Below are 15,467 nucleotides of genomic sequence, written 5' to 3'. Positions count from 1 at the left end.
GTTTCAGCAGAAGCCCAGTGGTTTTGCGTCCGAAATTGCGTCCTAGACGCTCAAACCCCTTGAAGTGAAGGCAGCCGCCCATGATCCCGCGTTACTCCCGGCCCGAAATGGTCGCCATCTGGTCTCCCGAAACCAAGTTCCGCATCTGGTTCGAGATCGAGGCGCATGCCTGCGACGCGCTGGCCGAACTCGGCGTCATCCCGAAATCGGCGGCGAAGACCATCTGGGAGAAGGGCGGAGCCGCCACCTTCGATGTCGCGCGCATCGACGAGATCGAGGCTGTCACCAAGCATGACGTCATCGCCTTCCTGACCCACCTCGCCGAGATCGTCGGCCCGGATGCACGTTTCGTCCACCAGGGCATGACCTCCTCCGACGTGCTCGACACCTGCTTCAACGTCCAACTGGTGCGCGCCACCGATATCCTGATTGCCGATCTCGACCGGCTGCTGGCGGCGCTGAAGACCCGCGCCTTCGAACACAAGGACACCGTCACCATCGGCCGCTCGCACGGCATCCACGCCGAGCCGACAACCTTCGGCGTCAAGCTGGCGCTCGCCTATGCCGAATTCGGGCGCTGCCGCCAGCGCCTCGTCGCCGCCCGCGAAGAAGTCGCGACCTGCGCCATCTCGGGCGCCGTCGGCACCTTCGCCAATATCGATCCGCGTGTCGAGGAACATGTCGCCGAGGCGCTTGGCCTGAAGGCCGAGCCGGTCTCGACCCAGGTCATCCCGCGCGACCGCCACGCCATGTATTTCGCCACCCTCGGCGTCGTCGCCTCCTCGATCGAGCGCTTAGCGACCGAGATCCGTCATCTGCAGCGCACCGAGGTTCTGGAAGCCGAGGAATATTTCTCGCCCGGCCAGAAGGGTTCCTCGGCCATGCCGCACAAGCGCAACCCGGTTCTCACCGAAAACCTGACCGGCCTCGCCCGCATGGTCCGCTCCTACGCCCTGCCGGCGATGGAAAACGTCGCGCTCTGGCACGAGCGCGATATCTCCCACTCCTCGGTCGAACGCATAATCGGCCCCGACGCCACCGTCACCCTCGATTTCGCCCTCTCGCGTCTGGCCGGCGTCATCGAAAAGCTGCTGGTCTACCCGGAGAATATGGAGAAGAACCTCAACAAATTCCGCGGCCTCGTCCACTCCCAGCGTGTCCTCCTGGCGCTGACACAGGCCGGCACTTCCCGCGAAGACGCCTACCGCCTGGTCCAGCGCAACGCCATGAAGGTCTGGGAACAGGGCAAGGATTTCCTGGAAGAGCTGCTGGCGGATGCAGAGGTCCGCGCTGCGTTGTCCGAGGAGGATATTCGCGAGAAGTTCGACCTCGGGTACCACACCAAGCACGTAGATACGATCTTCCGGCGGGTGTTCGGCACGGCGTGAGGTGGGGAGAACAAGAGCCCCATCAAGTTGGCGGCGATTTTAGCATAGTGGGTTGAATTCGCCGCCTTGAGTTTCGGAAAAAAGCTCTCCGAGTCCAGCGCGCCTGATAGGCGATGCGACCGAGCGAAGCCGATAACTTCGGCGACGGCGCGATGGAATGACGGTTTACTGCCTTGTTGCAGAATGATGTCATTGGTGAGCACGTGCTCGCCAGACGTCCTGACAAGGTCGCACCAGACGCCATCTGACTTTGCTAGCCGGCTCCCCAGGTAAAGGCGTATCGGCAAGCCAATCTAGATGTCGGATCAATAGCGACAGGAACCATTTCCAAAAATACAGACGAATTGCCGATTGGCGTCATCTGCAGACAGGGGAGCACCTAAAACAAAGGTATGCATTCAACAAACTATTACCCAAACCGGCCATTCGCTAATACTACAATTTGGTGTCTTTCCTTTTTATTCTGGCGATCGGGAAGAAAAATTTGGATTCGACGTCGACATCAACATCGGATCAAAGTTTTATAAGGGTGACTCGACCAAGTCCTAAAGATATCGTTTCGAACAGGTCTGGAGTTCTCTATGCTCACCCCATTTTATTCCTGACCGCTCATACTAGTAATTATTAATAAATGGGTTTCACTTACCCATAGAGCCCGGCATCTCATATCGCGTTCCTTGGCGCAAGGTAACATGGACACCAACGTCACCCAGACTTCTCAGAGAGTTTTGCAGCCTCGGCTCTTTTGGAGGCGGGCATTTGCATATCTCATCGACATGACGATTTTTGAGATTTCGCTCGCTGTGCTCGCGCTCATCATTCCATTGAATTTCGCGATGCCCCTCTTTCAGAGCACGCAGTGCGAAGAATTAACGTCTGGTCCACTGGTGGAGAAAGTCGAGCGCCAATGGCCGCTGAAACCTGGAGAGACGAGAGCCAATGAAATCTGCCAAATCACTGAATTTTTGGGCACCTCGAGCTCGCTTTTTCGATCGACGGTTCTCACCGGCAATTCCAACGGCGGACCGGTTTCATGGCGCTCGGTGTCGGTGCCGCTGGACCAGAACGGTGCTCCGGTCGATGGGATCGCCGACCCTATCGGCCCGTTGGTGGGCGTAGTCCTTGTTTCGCTGGCTTTCGCATACTTCAGTGCGAACGGTCGAAGAACGCTCGGCAAAAAAATCCTGTCAATTCGGGTGGTCACCGTCGATGGCGCGTCGCCGCATTTCGGCAAGGCGTTCAAAAGGGAACTACTGAAGTTTTTGCCATTCATCGCCCTTGTGGGAATCGACTCCGTCGTTGCAGTGACAGCATCCTGGCAAAACCTCGATTCAATGATCCAGATAGCGCGCGACGGCACCGTGGCGACCTCTATTTACGCCTTGGCAGGCGGGTTCTTTGCCACACTCGCGCTGCTGCTTTGGTGGTTCCTGCCGCTCATCAGCTGGCGAGGCCAGATGTTCTATGACCGACTCACCGGCTGCGAGGTCCGCCGCACGCGAAGTAACGGCGGATAGGATCGCACCGAGCCGCCAGAAGGAAGCGTTCCGTCAGGTTAGGATCCGACGGTGGCAAACTCCTCTTTCAGAAAACGCCGAGGACTCAGCAACCCTTTCAAATGACCCACGAGATATAAAAGCTATTTGGAATTCAGCTCTTCTCAAGCGGCCGTTTCGTCTTCGAGCCCTTGGCGCTCACCGATCGTTTGCGCGCTTCGATCTTTTTCGGGGTAGCGACTTCCCCGACCTCCGATGTCCTGCAAGCCTCCGTCTCGCCCCTGCCCTTCGCGGCCTTGGCGACTAGTCGGTCGAGATGCTTCAACTCATCCTCGTCAAGATTTTCGATGCCGATGAAGCGGTTTTCGGCGTGGCTCGTCAGGATGATTTCGTTGAGCTTGGCCTGGATCGCTCGCGTGTCGCGCGTTTGGGCGTTCTGCAGCACGAAGACCATCAGGAAGGTCACAATCGTTGTGCCGGTATTGATGAGTAGCTGCCAGGTTTCCGAGTAGTCGAAGACGGGGCCGAGGAAGGCCCAGATGATGACGACGCTCAGCGCCAGGATGAAGATGACGGGCTTGCCCGCCCATTCCGATGTCTTGGTTGCGAAGCGGGTGAACAGATGTTTCATCGTCACCTCTGAAATCCTCCCTCGAAGCCTATGCTAAGAACTCCGAGGCAGGTTTGAGGTTCCCGGGGAAATCGGAATCCGAACCCCGGGAGTGAGGCTCTGTTTAGGCGACTTCCCGAGCAACCAGCTTGCGATAGAGATGCCAGGTCGCATGGCCGAGGATCGGGATGACGAGCGCAAGCCCGGCAAAGACCGGGATCGTGCCGATAACAAGCAGTGCCGCGACGATCAGCCCCCAAAGCAGCACCGGCACCGGATTGGCGACCGTGGCCCGAATCGAGGTCACAACGGCGGCGACGGCCCCGACATCGCGGTCGAGCAGCAGCGGAAAGGTGATGACGGAGATAGCCAGCACCACCAGCGCGAAGACGAAGCCGATGAGATTGCCCCAGATGATCAGCTGCAGGCCTTGAGCCGTTCCGAAAACCTGGCGGGTGAAATCTGTCATGGAGCGCGGAAACACTTCTCCGAGAAGATTGGTGTAAAGCGTCTGTGCCGTTACCAGCCAGACGACGAAAAGGGCAAAAAGCATCAGCCCGACCGCGACAATCGACGGCAGTGCAGGCGAGTGGCGCACTTCGAGTGCATGCGTCCATGATGTATCGAGGCCTTCCTCGCGCCGGCGGCTGATCTCATAAAGGCCGATCGCCGCGATCGGGCCGATCAGCACGAAACCGGACATCAGCGGGAAGACCATCGGCAGAAGATTGGCGCCGGAGGTCCATAGCGTCAGGAAGATGCCGGCGATCGGATACATCAGGCACAGGAACACATAATGCGAAGGTTTTTCCTTAAAATCGTCGAGCCCGCGCTTCAGCGCGTCGAAGACGTCAGCAATGCCAATGCGATTGACGACGGGCCGCGCTAAGCTTTCGCTGGCACCCGTCATGACATGAAATGCCGCCATGGCTTTCTCCTCCTCAGCCGAGATTGGTCGGCGGCGGCACACATCGGCGGGCAAGCCGATACGAAATCCGCAACCGGCACTGGAGCAATATAACAAATATCAAGGCGCGTGTCGCTCTCTCCCTTGATGCCCCTCTTGACATCTTCGACAGGCTTTCTCACATCGGCGGCACTATGAAAGCCTCAGACGCAGATATCCTCATCATCCCCGGCTATACCAATTCCGGCCCCGGCCATTGGCAAAGCCGCTGGGAAGCGAAGCTCAGCACGGCGCGGCGCGTCGAACAGGCCGAATGGACGAAGCCGGTCCGCGAGGATTGGATCGCCCGCATCGCCGAGGAGGTGAACGCCTCGACCCGGCCCGTCGTGCTCGTCGCCCATTCGCTGGGCGTGCCCTCGGCGATCCACGCCATCCCGCTTTTCCGCAACCGGGTGGCCGGCGCCTTCTTCGTCGCCCCACCCGATGTCACCAATCCCGACATCCGCCCGAAGCACCTGATGACCTTCGGCCCCTACCCGCGCGAACCGCTGCCATTCCCGTCGATCACCGTGGCGAGCCGCAACGATCCGTTCGGCAGCTACGAGCATGCCGACGATATCGCCAGCAGTTGGGGCTCCTTTCTCGTCGATGCCGGCGAGGCCGGGCATATCAATGCCGATTCCGGTCACGGCCCCTGGCCAGAGGGCACGATGGTCTTTGCCCAGTTCCTCAGCCGTCTCTCCGCTGATTGAGGAAAACCGCTTTCTCGTTAATTCAGCAGTTGCTTTCTAAGTCTTTCTTAATGGAAAGACAGCAGACTGCGCCCGAGATGATTAAGCGAGAATGCCCGTGAAGAAAGCCAATCCAAAGGCCGAGAACCCGCACGGCGATGCCACAGCGGCCGAGGCAGGCGTCGGCGGGGCAGCCGGCGGTTCCGAACTGGCGGAGCGGGAGAGCCGATGGAACCATGCGCTGGTCAGCTCGAGTCTCGGCGTATGGGATCACAACTACCGCCTCGACCGGAAATATTACTCGCCCACGTGGAAAACCATTCGCGGGATGGCGCCCGACGAGGAGGTCGCGGGCGATTACAATGCCTGGCTGCAGCTCGTCCATCCCGACGACCGCGAATTCGTCGCCCATGCCATCGAGCGCCAGAACGCCGGCGACCCCGATTATCAGATCTTCCAATATCGCGAGCGCCACAGGGACGGCCACTGGGTCTGGATCGACTGCCGCGGCGCTTGCGTAGAATGGGACGAGAATGGTGTGCCGACCCGCATCGTCGGCACCGATATCGATATCACCGCCCGCAAGGAAGCCGAGGAGACCTTGTCGCGCCTGTCGCGCCGTCTGGATCTGGCGCTGGAAATCTCCCATATCGGCGTCTTCGAGGCCGATATCGAAAATGATACGGTGGAATGGGACGATCGCCTCATTGCCATTTACGGGCTGAAAGGCGCGGCACATCAGATCGCGGCCGATGCGTGGGCGAAAAGCCTGCATCCAGACGACCGCGAGCGTGTGCTGGGCCTCGCCGGCCGCAGCGTCGAAAGCGGCAGCGATTTCCAGCAGGAATACCGCATTATCCGCGGTGACGGCGCCGAGCGCATCATCCGTGCCCGCTCCGCTTTTTTCGTCGACGGCAACGGGCACCGCAAGCTGATCGGGGCCAACTGGGACGTCACCGAGGACGTCGCGCTGCGCAACGAATTGCAGCGCGCCAAGGATCTGGCCGAGGCGCGCAACCGCGAGCTCGAAGCCGCCAAGGAGAGTATCGAGCATCTGGCGCTGCATGATTATCTCACCGGCCTGCCGAATCGCCGCTATCTCGACAAGATGCTCGACGAGCGTTCGGCGGAATGCCGCGCCAAGGGCCTTGCCCTGGCGATCCTCCACATCGATCTCGACCGCTTCAAGCAGATCAACGACACGCTTGGCCACCGGGCCGGCGACGCCATGCTGCAGCACGCGGCGAATGTGCTGAGCAACTCCGTCCGTGCCGCCGATTTCGTCGCGCGCATCGGCGGCGATGAATTCGTCATCCTCTGTGCCGTCAATCCCGCCTCGAAAAAGATCGCCGGCCTTGCCGAACGCGTGATCCGCGAATTGCGCAAGCCCGTCAGATACGAGGGGCACGACTGCCGTTTCGGCGCCAGCATCGGCATCGCCGTCGACAACGGCGCCAGGCTCGACGCCAAGCAAATCCTGCTCGACGCCGACATCGCGCTCTATCGCGCCAAGGGGCTGGGCCGCAACCGTTTCGAATTCTTCTCGGCATCGGCCCGCAGCGATATCGTCACGGCCAAGCAGCTCGCCGACGAGATTCTGATCGGCCTCGAGCGCAACGAATTCGTGCCCTTCTATCAATTGCAGTTCGATGCCCGCACCCTTGATGTCACCGGCGTCGAGACGCTCGCCCGCTGGCAGCATCCCCGGCACGGGCTTTTGACGCCCGACCGCTTTCTCGATATCGCCGAGGATCTCGACGTCGTCTCGACGATCGATGCGCTGATTCTGGAGCGCGCCTTGGCCGACCGCCGCGCCTGGATCAAGGACGGGTTGTCGATTCCAAAAGTATCGGTCAACGTTTCCGCCCGCCGGCTTGCCGATCCCGATCTCGGCAAGAAGCTCCGCGCCCTGAAGATCGAACCCGGCGCCATCGCCTTCGAACTGCTGGAATCGATCTCGCTTGACGATTGCGACGCGCTGGTGTCGGCCAACCTCAAAAAGCTGCGCAAGCTCGGCATCGACATCCAGATCGACGATTTCGGCACCGGCCATGCCTCGATCGTCAGCCTTCTGCGCTTGAGCCCAACGACGCTGAAGATCGACCGCGAGCTGATCCGCCTGCTGCCGCAATCGGCCGAGCAGCGCAAACTGGTCGGCTCGATCATCGACATCGGCCGCTCGCTCAACATCCGCGTCATTGCCGAGGGCGTCGAGACGGCGGATCACATCCGCATCCTCGAAGGACTCGATTGCGATATGCTGCAGGGCTATGCGCTCGCCCGGCCGATGCCGGCCATGCAGATCCCTTCCTTCGTCCGCGCCGGCAGCTGGCGTCACGGGCAAACTGCCGCTCGCGCCCTGCAGGCGCAGCTTGGCCGCGCGCTGCCAAGCAGAGCTGCCAAATAACACCTGGATAAGCGGCCCGCCATTTCGCCTTCATTCCACGCTACAGGAAAAGGCGCTAAACTCGTCTTGGGAATCCATTCGATTCCCCTGGCGGTATTCCGTAAAATCCGGAAACGGGTCCAGAAATCCCGAAAAGAGGGAAGGAGCGACAGGCGGATTGTGAAACCAACTCTTTTCCTTTAAGGGGACGCCACGAGATCGATCCACTCGCGCTATCCCAAGAGCGCCAACAACAGAGAATGACCACGATGAACCGTCGCCGCCGTATCTACGAGGGCAAGGCAAAGATTCTGTATGAGGGTCCGGAACCGGGCACCTTGATTCAGTTTTTCAAGGACGATGCCACCGCCTTCAACAAGAAAAAACATGAAGTCATCGACGGCAAGGGCGTCCTCAACAACCGGATTTCCGAATATATCTTCAGCCATCTGAACAAGATCGGCATCCCCACCCATTTCATCCGCCGGCTCAACATGCGCGAGCAGTTGATCAAGGAAGTGGAAATGATCCCGCTGGAGATCGTCGTGCGCAATGTCGCCGCTGGTTCGCTCGCCAAGCGCCTCGGCATCGAGGAAGGCGTCGTTCTGCCGCGCTCGATCATCGAGTTCTATTACAAGTCGGATGCGCTTGACGATCCGATGGTCTCAGAAGAGCACATCACCGCTTTCGGCTGGGCCAATCCGGCCGAACTCGACGACATCATGGCGCTTGCCATCCGCGTCAACGATTTCATGACCGGTCTGTTCCTCGGCGTCGGCATCCAGCTCGTCGATTTCAAGATCGAATGCGGCCGCCTCTTCGAAGGCGATATGATGCGCATCATCCTCGCCGACGAAATCTCGCCGGACAGCTGCCGGCTCTGGGATATCGAAACCCGCGAGAAGATGGACAAGGACCGCTTCCGCCGCGATCTCGGCGGGTTGCTCGAAGCCTATTCCGAAGTCGCACGCCGTCTCGGCATCATCAATGAAAACGAGCCTGTGCGCGGCACCGGCCCCGTTTTGGTTAAGTAACAATCGTCTCGTCAAGTAAGGCAGGATAGACAAAGTGATCAAGGCTCGTGTCACCGTCACGCTGAAAAACGGCGTTCTCGATCCGCAGGGCAAGGCCATCGAAGGCGCGCTCGGCGCCCTCGGCTTCTCGGGCGTCGGCCATGTCAGGCAGGGCAAGGTCTTCGACCTGGAGCTCGAGGGCGCCGACAAGGCGAAGGCCGAGGCCGACCTCAAGGCGATGTGCGAAAAACTCCTCGCCAATACGGTGATCGAGAACTACGCGATCGCGATCGACGGATGATCACAGACCTGCCGGCCGGCAGATATTGAGGGTTTGGCGTCATGACGAAGGCACAGCTGGAGACGGAAGTCTCGAAATATATGAGCTATGTCCTGCGCCATGCGCCCGATGCCGCCGGCTTGACGCTTGATGGCGAGGGCTGGGTGTCGTTCGAGGAGCTCGAAAAGGCTTTGACGTCGAAATACGATGTCTCCCGTGCCGAGATTATCGCGATCATCGAATACAATCCAAAGAAGCGCTTCACGCTCGCCGACAACAGAATTCGCGCGAACCAGGGTCATAGCGTCGAGGTCGATCTCGCGCTGACTGCGGTCGAGCCGCCGGCAGATCTTTTCCACGGCACCTCCGCGATTGCCTGGCACTCGATCGAACGCGAGGGCTTGAAGAAGATGCAGCGCCACCACGTGCATCTCTCGGCCGATGTCGAGACGGCGAAAATCGTCGCGCTACGCCGCAAGGGCGAGCATGTCATCCTTCGCGTGGACGCTGCCCGCATGTTTTCAGAGGGTCATTCTTTCTTTGTCTCCGACAATGGAGTATGGCTCACCGAAAGTGTTCCAGTTCAATATCTTTCGCCAGACGCAGGGACCCCATGAAATCAGCTGTCGTTCAACTTCCGGGCCTCAACCGCGACCGCGACATGATCGCAGCCCTGACCAATATCTCCGGCCGCGAGCCGGTGACGATCTGGCAGACGGAAGCCGAAATCCCGGATGTGGACTTGATCGTCATCCCCGGCGGCTTCTCCTATGGCGACTACTTGCGTTGCGGCGCGATCGCCGCGCGCATGCCGGTCATGCAGGCGATCATCGACAAGGCTGCAAAGGGCGTGAAAGTGCTCGGCGTCTGCAACGGCTTCCAGATCCTCGTCGAAGCCGGCCTGCTGCCCGGTGCGCTGATGCGCAATGCCTCGCTGAAATTCGTCTGCCGCGAGATCAAGCTCGAAGTGGTCAATGCCGAGACGGATTTCACCCGCGCCTACGCGCAAGGTCAGGTCATCCGCTGCCCCGTTGCCCATCATGACGGCAATTATTTCGCCGACGAAGCCACGCTGGCGAAGATCGAAGGCAATGGCCAGGTTGTCTTCCGTTATGCCGAGGGCACCAACCCCAACGGCTCGCTCAACGATATCGCCGCGGTCATGAACGAGAAGGGCAACGTACTCGGGATGATGCCGCATCCGGAAAACCTGATCGAAGCCGCCCATGGCGGTTCGGACGGCCGCGGCCTTTTCGCCTCGGCGCTCGACGTCATCGCCGCCTGAGCCCTGCTCGCTGCCTAAAAGCGCGCGGTCTTGGCAACGGCATGCACACGAAAATTTCCGTCCGGATCGGAGCAATATTGATGCGCCATCGCCTCGCAAACCCCGCCCTGTTGACCGCTCTCGCAGCCATGCTCGCAGCCTGCCAGACGCCGGCGCCGACGACAGGCCCGAACCGCGCCGCGCTGCCGACGATGGAACGCGTGGCGCTCGGCGCCAGTGCATGCTGGTTCAAATCGGGTGACCCGGCTTTTGCAGCCTATAAACTCGCGCCGGAGCTGAATTCCTTCACCGGCCGGCCTCGCATCCTGCTCGTCCACAAGGGCAGCCCGGAAAGCCGGCCGCTGCTTGTCGTTCAGGCCGAGGGAAGCCCGTCGCGTCTCCAGGCCTTCGGTCCGATGATGTCGGAACCGGTCGCCGGCCGCATCGTCGCCGACGTCAATCGCTGGTCGGGCGGCAATAAAGCCTGCAGCTGATCGCAGCCGCCGATCCCGATAACGCTTCAGTCCCAGAAGAACGACTTGCCGACTTCGCGTGCGGCTTCGGACTGCGACACGCCGATATCCTTGAGCTCGCTCGCCGTCAGGCCTCTCAGCGCCCGCCGGCCTTCTCGCTTCTGATGCCAGAGAAGAATGGCGGCCCAAATCCGCCCCAAACGCGTCGTCACCTCAGAAGGTGCTGCGGGAAGGACGATCCGCCTCCTATCTGCATAAGAGACAATCGGTACAATCGGCATTTTGACCTCAGGCAAGGCAGACATTCCAGGAATCCTCTCGGTTTGCCACTGGAATTGATTCATACGCTTGACCGATACAATGTGCCAATATATACAATTGTCACCATGACAAATTGGCTTCCTGATCTTTCCCGCGGTTCCGGGCCGGTCTATCTCCGGCTTGCCGACAGCATTGAATCCGCCATCGCGAGCGGCGCCCTGCCCGCCGGCAGCAAATTGCCGCCGCAACGCAACCTCGCCTATGATATCGGCGTGACCATCGGCACGATCGGCCGCGCCTATGCGCTGGTGCATGAGCGCGGCCTGGTCGCCGGCGAGGTCGGGCGCGGCACCTATGTGCTGAACCGCTCCGAGACGCAGCCCGGCGAACAGACCGACCCGCTGACTGTCTCGCTCAGTGGCACCCGCGTCCAGGACGCGCCTGCCGACAAAATCCGCTTCGATACCACGGCCGCACCAGACCTCGGCCAAGGCAAGATCATATCGGGCATCCTCGCCGAGATCGGCCAACAGCATCTCGCCGAGATTTCATCCTATTCCCGCACGTTTCCGCGCAACTGGTTCGAAGCCGGCCGTCTCTGGCTTGCCCGCAGCGGCTGGACGCCGGATGTCGAAAACATAGTGCCGACACTCGGCGCTCATGCGGCGGCGGTTGCCGCCATCGCCGCCGTCTCGGCGCCGGGCGACAAGATCGTCTTTGAGGATCTCACCTATACGCAGGTCAGCCGCAGCGCCCGCCTTCTCGGACGCCGCACGCTGACGGTCGATTCCGACGAACATGGGGTGATCCCGGACGACTTCGAGCGGCTCTGCCAGCAACAACATCCAAAGATCGCCTTCCTGATGCCGACCGTTCACAATCCGACGGTGACGATCATGCCGCACGAGCGGCGCGCGGCAATCGCCGCGATCGCCAGGAAACACAACGTCTGGCTAATCGAAGATGATCTCTACGGCGGCATGTCTGACGATGATACGCCACTGCTCGCCTCACTAGCCCCCGATCGCACCTTCCTGGTCAACGGGCTGTCGAAATCGGTCGCCGCCGGCGTACGCGGCGGCTGGGTCGCCTGCCCGCCGCATTTTGCCCAGCGCATCCGGGTGACGCATAAGATGATCACCGGCGGCCTACCCTTCATTCTGGCCGAGACCTGCGCACGCCTTGTCGAAAGCGGCACGGCCCACGAGATCCGCAAGCAGAGCGTCGAGGAACTCTCCCGGCGTTTCCGGCTCGTTCGCGAGCAACTGCAGGGCTTCGATTTTGCGTCACACCCGCATGCGCCCTTCCTCTGGCTGAAATTGCCGGAGCCCTGGATGTCGGGCACCTTCAAGAATGCGGCTTTCCGGGATGGTGTGCTCGTCGACGACGAGGACGAGTTCAAGGCAGCCCGCGGCGAGAAGTCCTATCATCGCGTTCGCATCGGTTTTTCCTCGCCGAAGACAGGGCAGGAACTGACCTCCGGCCTGATGATCTTGCGCCGGCTGCTGGAAAATGGCGGATCCGCCTATGATGGTGAAATCTGACCTGTTGCAAATACACGTCATAATCTACAAAAAATGCCTGGGGCTATTCGCAGCGGTTTACCGACTCAATCTGCATGCTACCTCTTCGATATTCTCGCCTGACGCGAATCAAGGGGCAGCAAATGAGTGCGGACTTCGGAAGCTTCGTGTTGCGTTTTTTGACTACGGCGTTATTGGCAGCGGCAGCCGGCATCGTCGCAGGCTCGGCGTCCGCCGGCGAGCAGATATTTGATGAACTGCGTTTCGGGGTCTCGACCTCACTGCAATCGGGACATTCCCGGGAAGACGGCGTCTTTCCCGAAATCACTGCCCTCTTCGATCCTTTCGGATACGAGCAGGCCGTCGGCTGGCAGCAACAGTTGCTGCGTCCCCGTGTCCATCTCGGCACCTCGATCGGCACCGCGGGTGAAGCCACCCAATTCTTCACCGGCTTCACCTGGACTGTCGATCTCAACGAGAAGTTCTTTGCCGAAGCCGGCTTCGGCGGCGTCATCCACACCGGCGACCTGGACAACAATGATGACGGCCCGGAATTTGGCTGCCGCGTCCTCTTCCACGAATATGCCGGCGCCGGCTACCGTTTCACCCCGCATTGGAACGTAATGGCCCAGATTGCCCACTCCTCGCATGCCAATCTCTGCGACGGCCCGAATGACGGCATGACGCGCGCCGGTATCCAGATCGGCTACAAGTTCTGAGCAATTGCCGCCTTTACGAAAAAAGCCTGCCCGCCCCTGTGAACTGCCCCCGAAGTTGGGTGTCCAACTTTCGGGAGTCAGTTCACTCTGTTGACGGCAGGCTTTTTTCTGTCGCGCGCCGCCGCTACTTAAGCTAAAGACAGCGCAAAACGCGCCAGGGACTTTCCGCTCATGACCATTCCAAACACCATCCCGATCACGCCGGAACTCATCGCGGGCCATGGCCTGAAGCCGGACGAGTATCAGCGCATTTTGGATTTGATCGGCCGCGAGCCAACCTTCACCGAGCTCGGCATCTTTTCGGCCATGTGGAACGAGCACTGCTCCTACAAGTCCTCGAAAAAATGGCTGCGCACGCTGCCAACCAAAGGGCCGCGCGTCATTCAAGGCCCGGGTGAGAATGCCGGCGTGGTCGATATCGATGACGGCGACTGTGTCGTCTTCAAGATGGAGAGCCACAACCACCCCTCCTACATCGAACCCTATCAGGGTGCCGCGACCGGTGTCGGCGGCATCCTGCGCGACGTCTTCACCATGGGTGCGCGCCCGATCGCCGCGATGAACGCGCTACGCTTCGGCGAGCCGGATCATCCGAAGACCCGCCACCTCGTCTCCGGCGTTGTCTCGGGTGTTGGCGGTTACGGCAATTCCTTCGGCGTGCCGACGGTCGGCGGTGAAGTCGAGTTCGACGCCCGCTATAACGGCAATATCCTCGTCAACGCCTTTGCCGCCGGTATCGCCAAATCCAATGCCATCTTCCTGTCGGAAGCCAAGGGCGTCGGCCTTCCGGTCGTCTATCTCGGCGCCAAGACCGGCCGCGACGGCGTCGGCGGCGCGACCATGGCATCGGCCGAATTCGACGAATCGATCGAGGAAAAGCGCCCGACCGTTCAGGTCGGCGATCCCTTCACCGAAAAGTGCCTGCTCGAAGCCTGCCTCGAACTGATGCAGACCGGCGCCGTCATCGCCATCCAGGACATGGGTGCGGCCGGCCTCACCTGCTCGGCCGTCGAAATGGGCGCCAAGGGCGATCTCGGCATCCTGCTCGAGCTCGACAAGGTGCCGGTCCGTGAAGAGCGGATGACCGCCTACGAGATGATGCTGTCGGAAAGCCAGGAGCGCATGCTCATGGTGCTGCAGCCGGAAAAGGAAGAGCAGGCCAAGGCGATCTTCGTCAAATGGGGCCTCGATTTCGCCATCGTTGGCAAGACGACCGACGACCTGCGATTCCGCGTCGTGCACCAGGGCGAAGAAGTCGCCAATCTGCCGATCAAGGATCTCGGCGACCAGGCGCCCGAATATGATCGCCCATGGCGCGAATCCGGCAAGCCTGCCCCCCTGCCCGCCAATCTCGTCGCCGCACCCAAGAATTACGGTCAGGCGCTGCTGCAGCTCGTCGGCTCGCCCAACCAATCGAGCCGACGCTGGGTCTATGAGCAGTATGACACGCTGATCCAGGGCAATTCGCTGCAGCTTCCGGGCGGTGATGCCGGCGTCGTGCGCGTCGAAGGCCATAAGAGCAAGGCGCTTGCCTTCTCCTCCGACGTGACGCCGCGTTATGTCGAGGCCGATCCCTTCGAAGGCGGGAAGCAGGCGGTCGCCGAATGCTGGCGCAACATCACCGCGACGGGCGCCGAACCGCTCGCCGCCACCGACAATCTCAACTTCGGCAATCCCGAAAAGCCGGAGATCATGGGCCAGTTCGTTCAGGCGGTGAAGGGCATCGGCGAGGCCTGCCGCGCGCTCGACTTCCCGATCGTGTCGGGCAACGTCTCGCTTTACAATGAGACCAACGGCGTCGCCATCCTGCCGACCCCGACGATTGCAGGCGTCGGCCTGCTGCCGGACTGGCGCAAGATGGTTCGCATCGGCAGCGCCAACACTGGCGACAAGGTGATCATGATCGGCCTCGACGGCAGCCATCTCGGCCAGTCCGTCTATCTCAGGGATGTGCTCGACAGCCGCGAAGGTCCCGCCCCCGAAGTGGATCTCTTCGCCGAACGCCGCAACGGTGATTTTGTCCGCTCCGTCATCCGCAACGACCAGGCAACCGCCTGCCACGACATTTCCTCGGGCGGCCTAGCCGTCGCACTGGCTGAAATGGCCATGGCATCCGGCAAGGGCCTGACGATCGATCTCGGCGAATGCAAGGGTACACCGCATGCGCTGCTCTTTGGCGAAGATCAGGCGCGCTATGTGCTGACGGTGCCGGCCGATGTGGCGGATTTCGTCTGCGTCAATGCGGAAGCCGCCGGCGTTCCCTTCCGCCGCCTCGGCACGGTCGGTGGCGATGCGCTCGTCGTCGGCGATCTCATTGCGCTGCCGATTCAGCAATTGCGCGATACCCATGAATCGTGGTTCCCTGATTTCATGGAAGGCCGCGGCGAACTCGCCGCGGAATGATGCGCAAGGAGTA

The 15,467-nt window shown here is 60.8% G+C and carries 15 protein-coding genes; 12 read left to right on the top strand and 3 right to left on the bottom strand.

Annotated features, from left to right (window positions below):
• Window positions 1–80: 80 nt before the first annotated feature.
• Window positions 81–1,388, top strand: coding sequence for an adenylosuccinate lyase (gene purB, locus A7X77_RS24590; protein ID WP_064685442.1), 1,308 nt, complete (start codon window positions 81–83; stop codon window positions 1,386–1,388).
• A gap of 692 nt (window positions 1,389–2,080) precedes the next feature.
• The gene (locus A7X77_RS24585) at window positions 2,081–2,905 is read left to right on the top strand and encodes an RDD family protein (protein WP_082928861.1); all 825 of its coding nucleotides are present in this window, start codon (window positions 2,081–2,083) and stop codon (window positions 2,903–2,905) included.
• 133 nt (window positions 2,906–3,038) lie between these two features.
• Here the strand turns inward: A7X77_RS24585 and A7X77_RS24580 are convergent, their stop codons facing one another.
• A complete protein-coding gene (locus A7X77_RS24580) occupies window positions 3,039–3,515 on the bottom strand; it encodes a low affinity iron permease family protein (RefSeq protein WP_064685440.1) in 477 nt (158 codons plus the stop codon).
• Between the two features lie 103 nt (window positions 3,516–3,618).
• Window positions 3,619–4,422, bottom strand: a complete 804-nt coding sequence (locus A7X77_RS24575; RefSeq protein ID WP_064685439.1) for a DUF2189 domain-containing protein — start codon at window positions 4,420–4,422, stop codon at window positions 3,619–3,621.
• A 173-nt stretch (window positions 4,423–4,595) separates the two neighbouring features.
• Here A7X77_RS24575 and A7X77_RS24570 point away from each other — a divergent pair, with 173 nt between their 5' ends.
• From A7X77_RS24570 to A7X77_RS24540, 7 genes are all read left to right on the top strand, one after another.
• Window positions 4,596–5,153, top strand: a complete 558-nt coding sequence (locus A7X77_RS24570; protein WP_064685495.1) for an alpha/beta hydrolase — start codon at window positions 4,596–4,598, stop codon at window positions 5,151–5,153.
• A 91-nt stretch (window positions 5,154–5,244) separates the two neighbouring features.
• A complete protein-coding gene (locus tag A7X77_RS24565) occupies window positions 5,245–7,539 on the top strand; it encodes a putative bifunctional diguanylate cyclase/phosphodiesterase (protein ID WP_064685438.1) in 2,295 nt (764 codons plus the stop codon).
• Between the two features lie 248 nt (window positions 7,540–7,787).
• Window positions 7,788–8,552: a phosphoribosylaminoimidazolesuccinocarboxamide synthase gene (gene purC, locus A7X77_RS24560; RefSeq protein WP_004676256.1), complete on the top strand. Its 765-nt coding sequence runs from the start codon at window positions 7,788–7,790 to the stop codon at window positions 8,550–8,552.
• 34 nt (window positions 8,553–8,586) lie between these two features.
• Window positions 8,587–8,832 carry a phosphoribosylformylglycinamidine synthase subunit PurS gene (gene purS / locus A7X77_RS24555; RefSeq protein WP_064685437.1) on the top strand — a complete coding sequence of 82 codons (246 nt, stop codon included), beginning with the start codon at window positions 8,587–8,589 and terminating at the stop codon, window positions 8,830–8,832.
• Between the two features lie 41 nt (window positions 8,833–8,873).
• On the top strand, window positions 8,874–9,428 hold the full coding sequence (locus A7X77_RS24550) for an RNA 2'-phosphotransferase (protein ID WP_064685436.1): 555 nt from the start codon (window positions 8,874–8,876) through the stop codon (window positions 9,426–9,428).
• On the top strand, window positions 9,425–10,096 hold the full coding sequence (purQ, locus tag A7X77_RS24545) for a phosphoribosylformylglycinamidine synthase subunit PurQ (protein WP_064685435.1): 672 nt from the start codon (window positions 9,425–9,427) through the stop codon (window positions 10,094–10,096). Before A7X77_RS24550 ends, purQ begins: the two co-directional genes overlap by 4 nt.
• Before the next feature lie 80 nt (window positions 10,097–10,176).
• Entirely contained in the window at window positions 10,177–10,569 is a 393-nt protein-coding gene (locus A7X77_RS24540; protein ID WP_039619973.1) for a hypothetical protein, read from the top strand.
• A 26-nt stretch (window positions 10,570–10,595) separates the two neighbouring features.
• On the opposite strand, the gene A7X77_RS24535 is transcribed toward A7X77_RS24540, so the two are convergent.
• Complete coding sequence (locus A7X77_RS24535; RefSeq protein ID WP_064685434.1) at window positions 10,596–10,853, bottom strand: DUF1127 domain-containing protein; 258 nt, start codon at window positions 10,851–10,853, stop codon at window positions 10,596–10,598.
• Between the two features lie 81 nt (window positions 10,854–10,934).
• Between A7X77_RS24535 and A7X77_RS24530 the strand changes: the two genes are divergently transcribed.
• From A7X77_RS24530 to purL, 3 genes are all read left to right on the top strand, one after another.
• Window positions 10,935–12,353, top strand: a complete 1,419-nt coding sequence (locus A7X77_RS24530) for a PLP-dependent aminotransferase family protein (protein WP_064685433.1) — start codon at window positions 10,935–10,937, stop codon at window positions 12,351–12,353.
• A gap of 122 nt (window positions 12,354–12,475) precedes the next feature.
• The gene (locus tag A7X77_RS24525) at window positions 12,476–13,051 is read left to right on the top strand and encodes an acyloxyacyl hydrolase (RefSeq protein WP_064685432.1); all 576 of its coding nucleotides are present in this window, start codon (window positions 12,476–12,478) and stop codon (window positions 13,049–13,051) included.
• Window positions 13,052–13,222: 171 nt separating this feature from the next.
• A complete protein-coding gene (gene purL, locus A7X77_RS24520; protein ID WP_064685431.1) occupies window positions 13,223–15,454 on the top strand; it encodes a phosphoribosylformylglycinamidine synthase subunit PurL in 2,232 nt (743 codons plus the stop codon).
• Window positions 15,455–15,467: the final 13 nt, after the last annotated feature.

The sequence above is a fragment of the Rhizobium bangladeshense genome (genome assembly GCF_001662075.1).
GTDB classification, from domain to species: Bacteria; Pseudomonadota; Alphaproteobacteria; order Rhizobiales; family Rhizobiaceae; genus Rhizobium; species Rhizobium bangladeshense_B.
Note: the sequence above shows the minus strand (reverse complement) of the source record. Positions and strands in the feature narration are given on the sequence as shown.

Excerpts from the sequence above, each read along its gene's own strand:
- A7X77_RS24550 (WP_064685436.1), top strand. The coding sequence starts at position 8,874 with ATGACGAAGGCACAGCTGGAGACGGAAGTCTCGAAATATATGAGCTAT.
- purB (WP_064685442.1), top strand. The coding sequence starts at position 81 with ATGATCCCGCGTTACTCCCGGCCCGAAATGGTCGCCATCTGGTCTCCC.
- A7X77_RS24540 (WP_039619973.1), top strand. The coding sequence starts at position 10,177 with ATGCGCCATCGCCTCGCAAACCCCGCCCTGTTGACCGCTCTCGCAGCC.
- A7X77_RS24585 (WP_082928861.1), top strand. The coding sequence starts at position 2,081 with ATGGACACCAACGTCACCCAGACTTCTCAGAGAGTTTTGCAGCCTCGG.
- A7X77_RS24525 (WP_064685432.1), top strand. The coding sequence starts at position 12,476 with ATGAGTGCGGACTTCGGAAGCTTCGTGTTGCGTTTTTTGACTACGGCG.
- A7X77_RS24575 (WP_064685439.1), bottom strand. The coding sequence starts at position 4,422 with ATGGCGGCATTTCATGTCATGACGGGTGCCAGCGAAAGCTTAGCGCGG.
- A7X77_RS24570 (WP_064685495.1), top strand. The coding sequence starts at position 4,596 with ATGAAAGCCTCAGACGCAGATATCCTCATCATCCCCGGCTATACCAAT.
- A7X77_RS24535 (WP_064685434.1), bottom strand. The coding sequence starts at position 10,853 with ATGTCTGCCTTGCCTGAGGTCAAAATGCCGATTGTACCGATTGTCTCT.
- A7X77_RS24580 (WP_064685440.1), bottom strand. The coding sequence starts at position 3,515 with ATGAAACATCTGTTCACCCGCTTCGCAACCAAGACATCGGAATGGGCG.
- purQ (WP_064685435.1), top strand. The coding sequence starts at position 9,425 with ATGAAATCAGCTGTCGTTCAACTTCCGGGCCTCAACCGCGACCGCGAC.
- A7X77_RS24530 (WP_064685433.1), top strand. The coding sequence starts at position 10,935 with ATGACAAATTGGCTTCCTGATCTTTCCCGCGGTTCCGGGCCGGTCTAT.
- purL (WP_064685431.1), top strand. The coding sequence starts at position 13,223 with ATGACCATTCCAAACACCATCCCGATCACGCCGGAACTCATCGCGGGC.
- purC (WP_004676256.1), top strand. The coding sequence starts at position 7,788 with ATGAACCGTCGCCGCCGTATCTACGAGGGCAAGGCAAAGATTCTGTAT.
- A7X77_RS24565 (WP_064685438.1), top strand. The coding sequence starts at position 5,245 with ATGCCCGTGAAGAAAGCCAATCCAAAGGCCGAGAACCCGCACGGCGAT.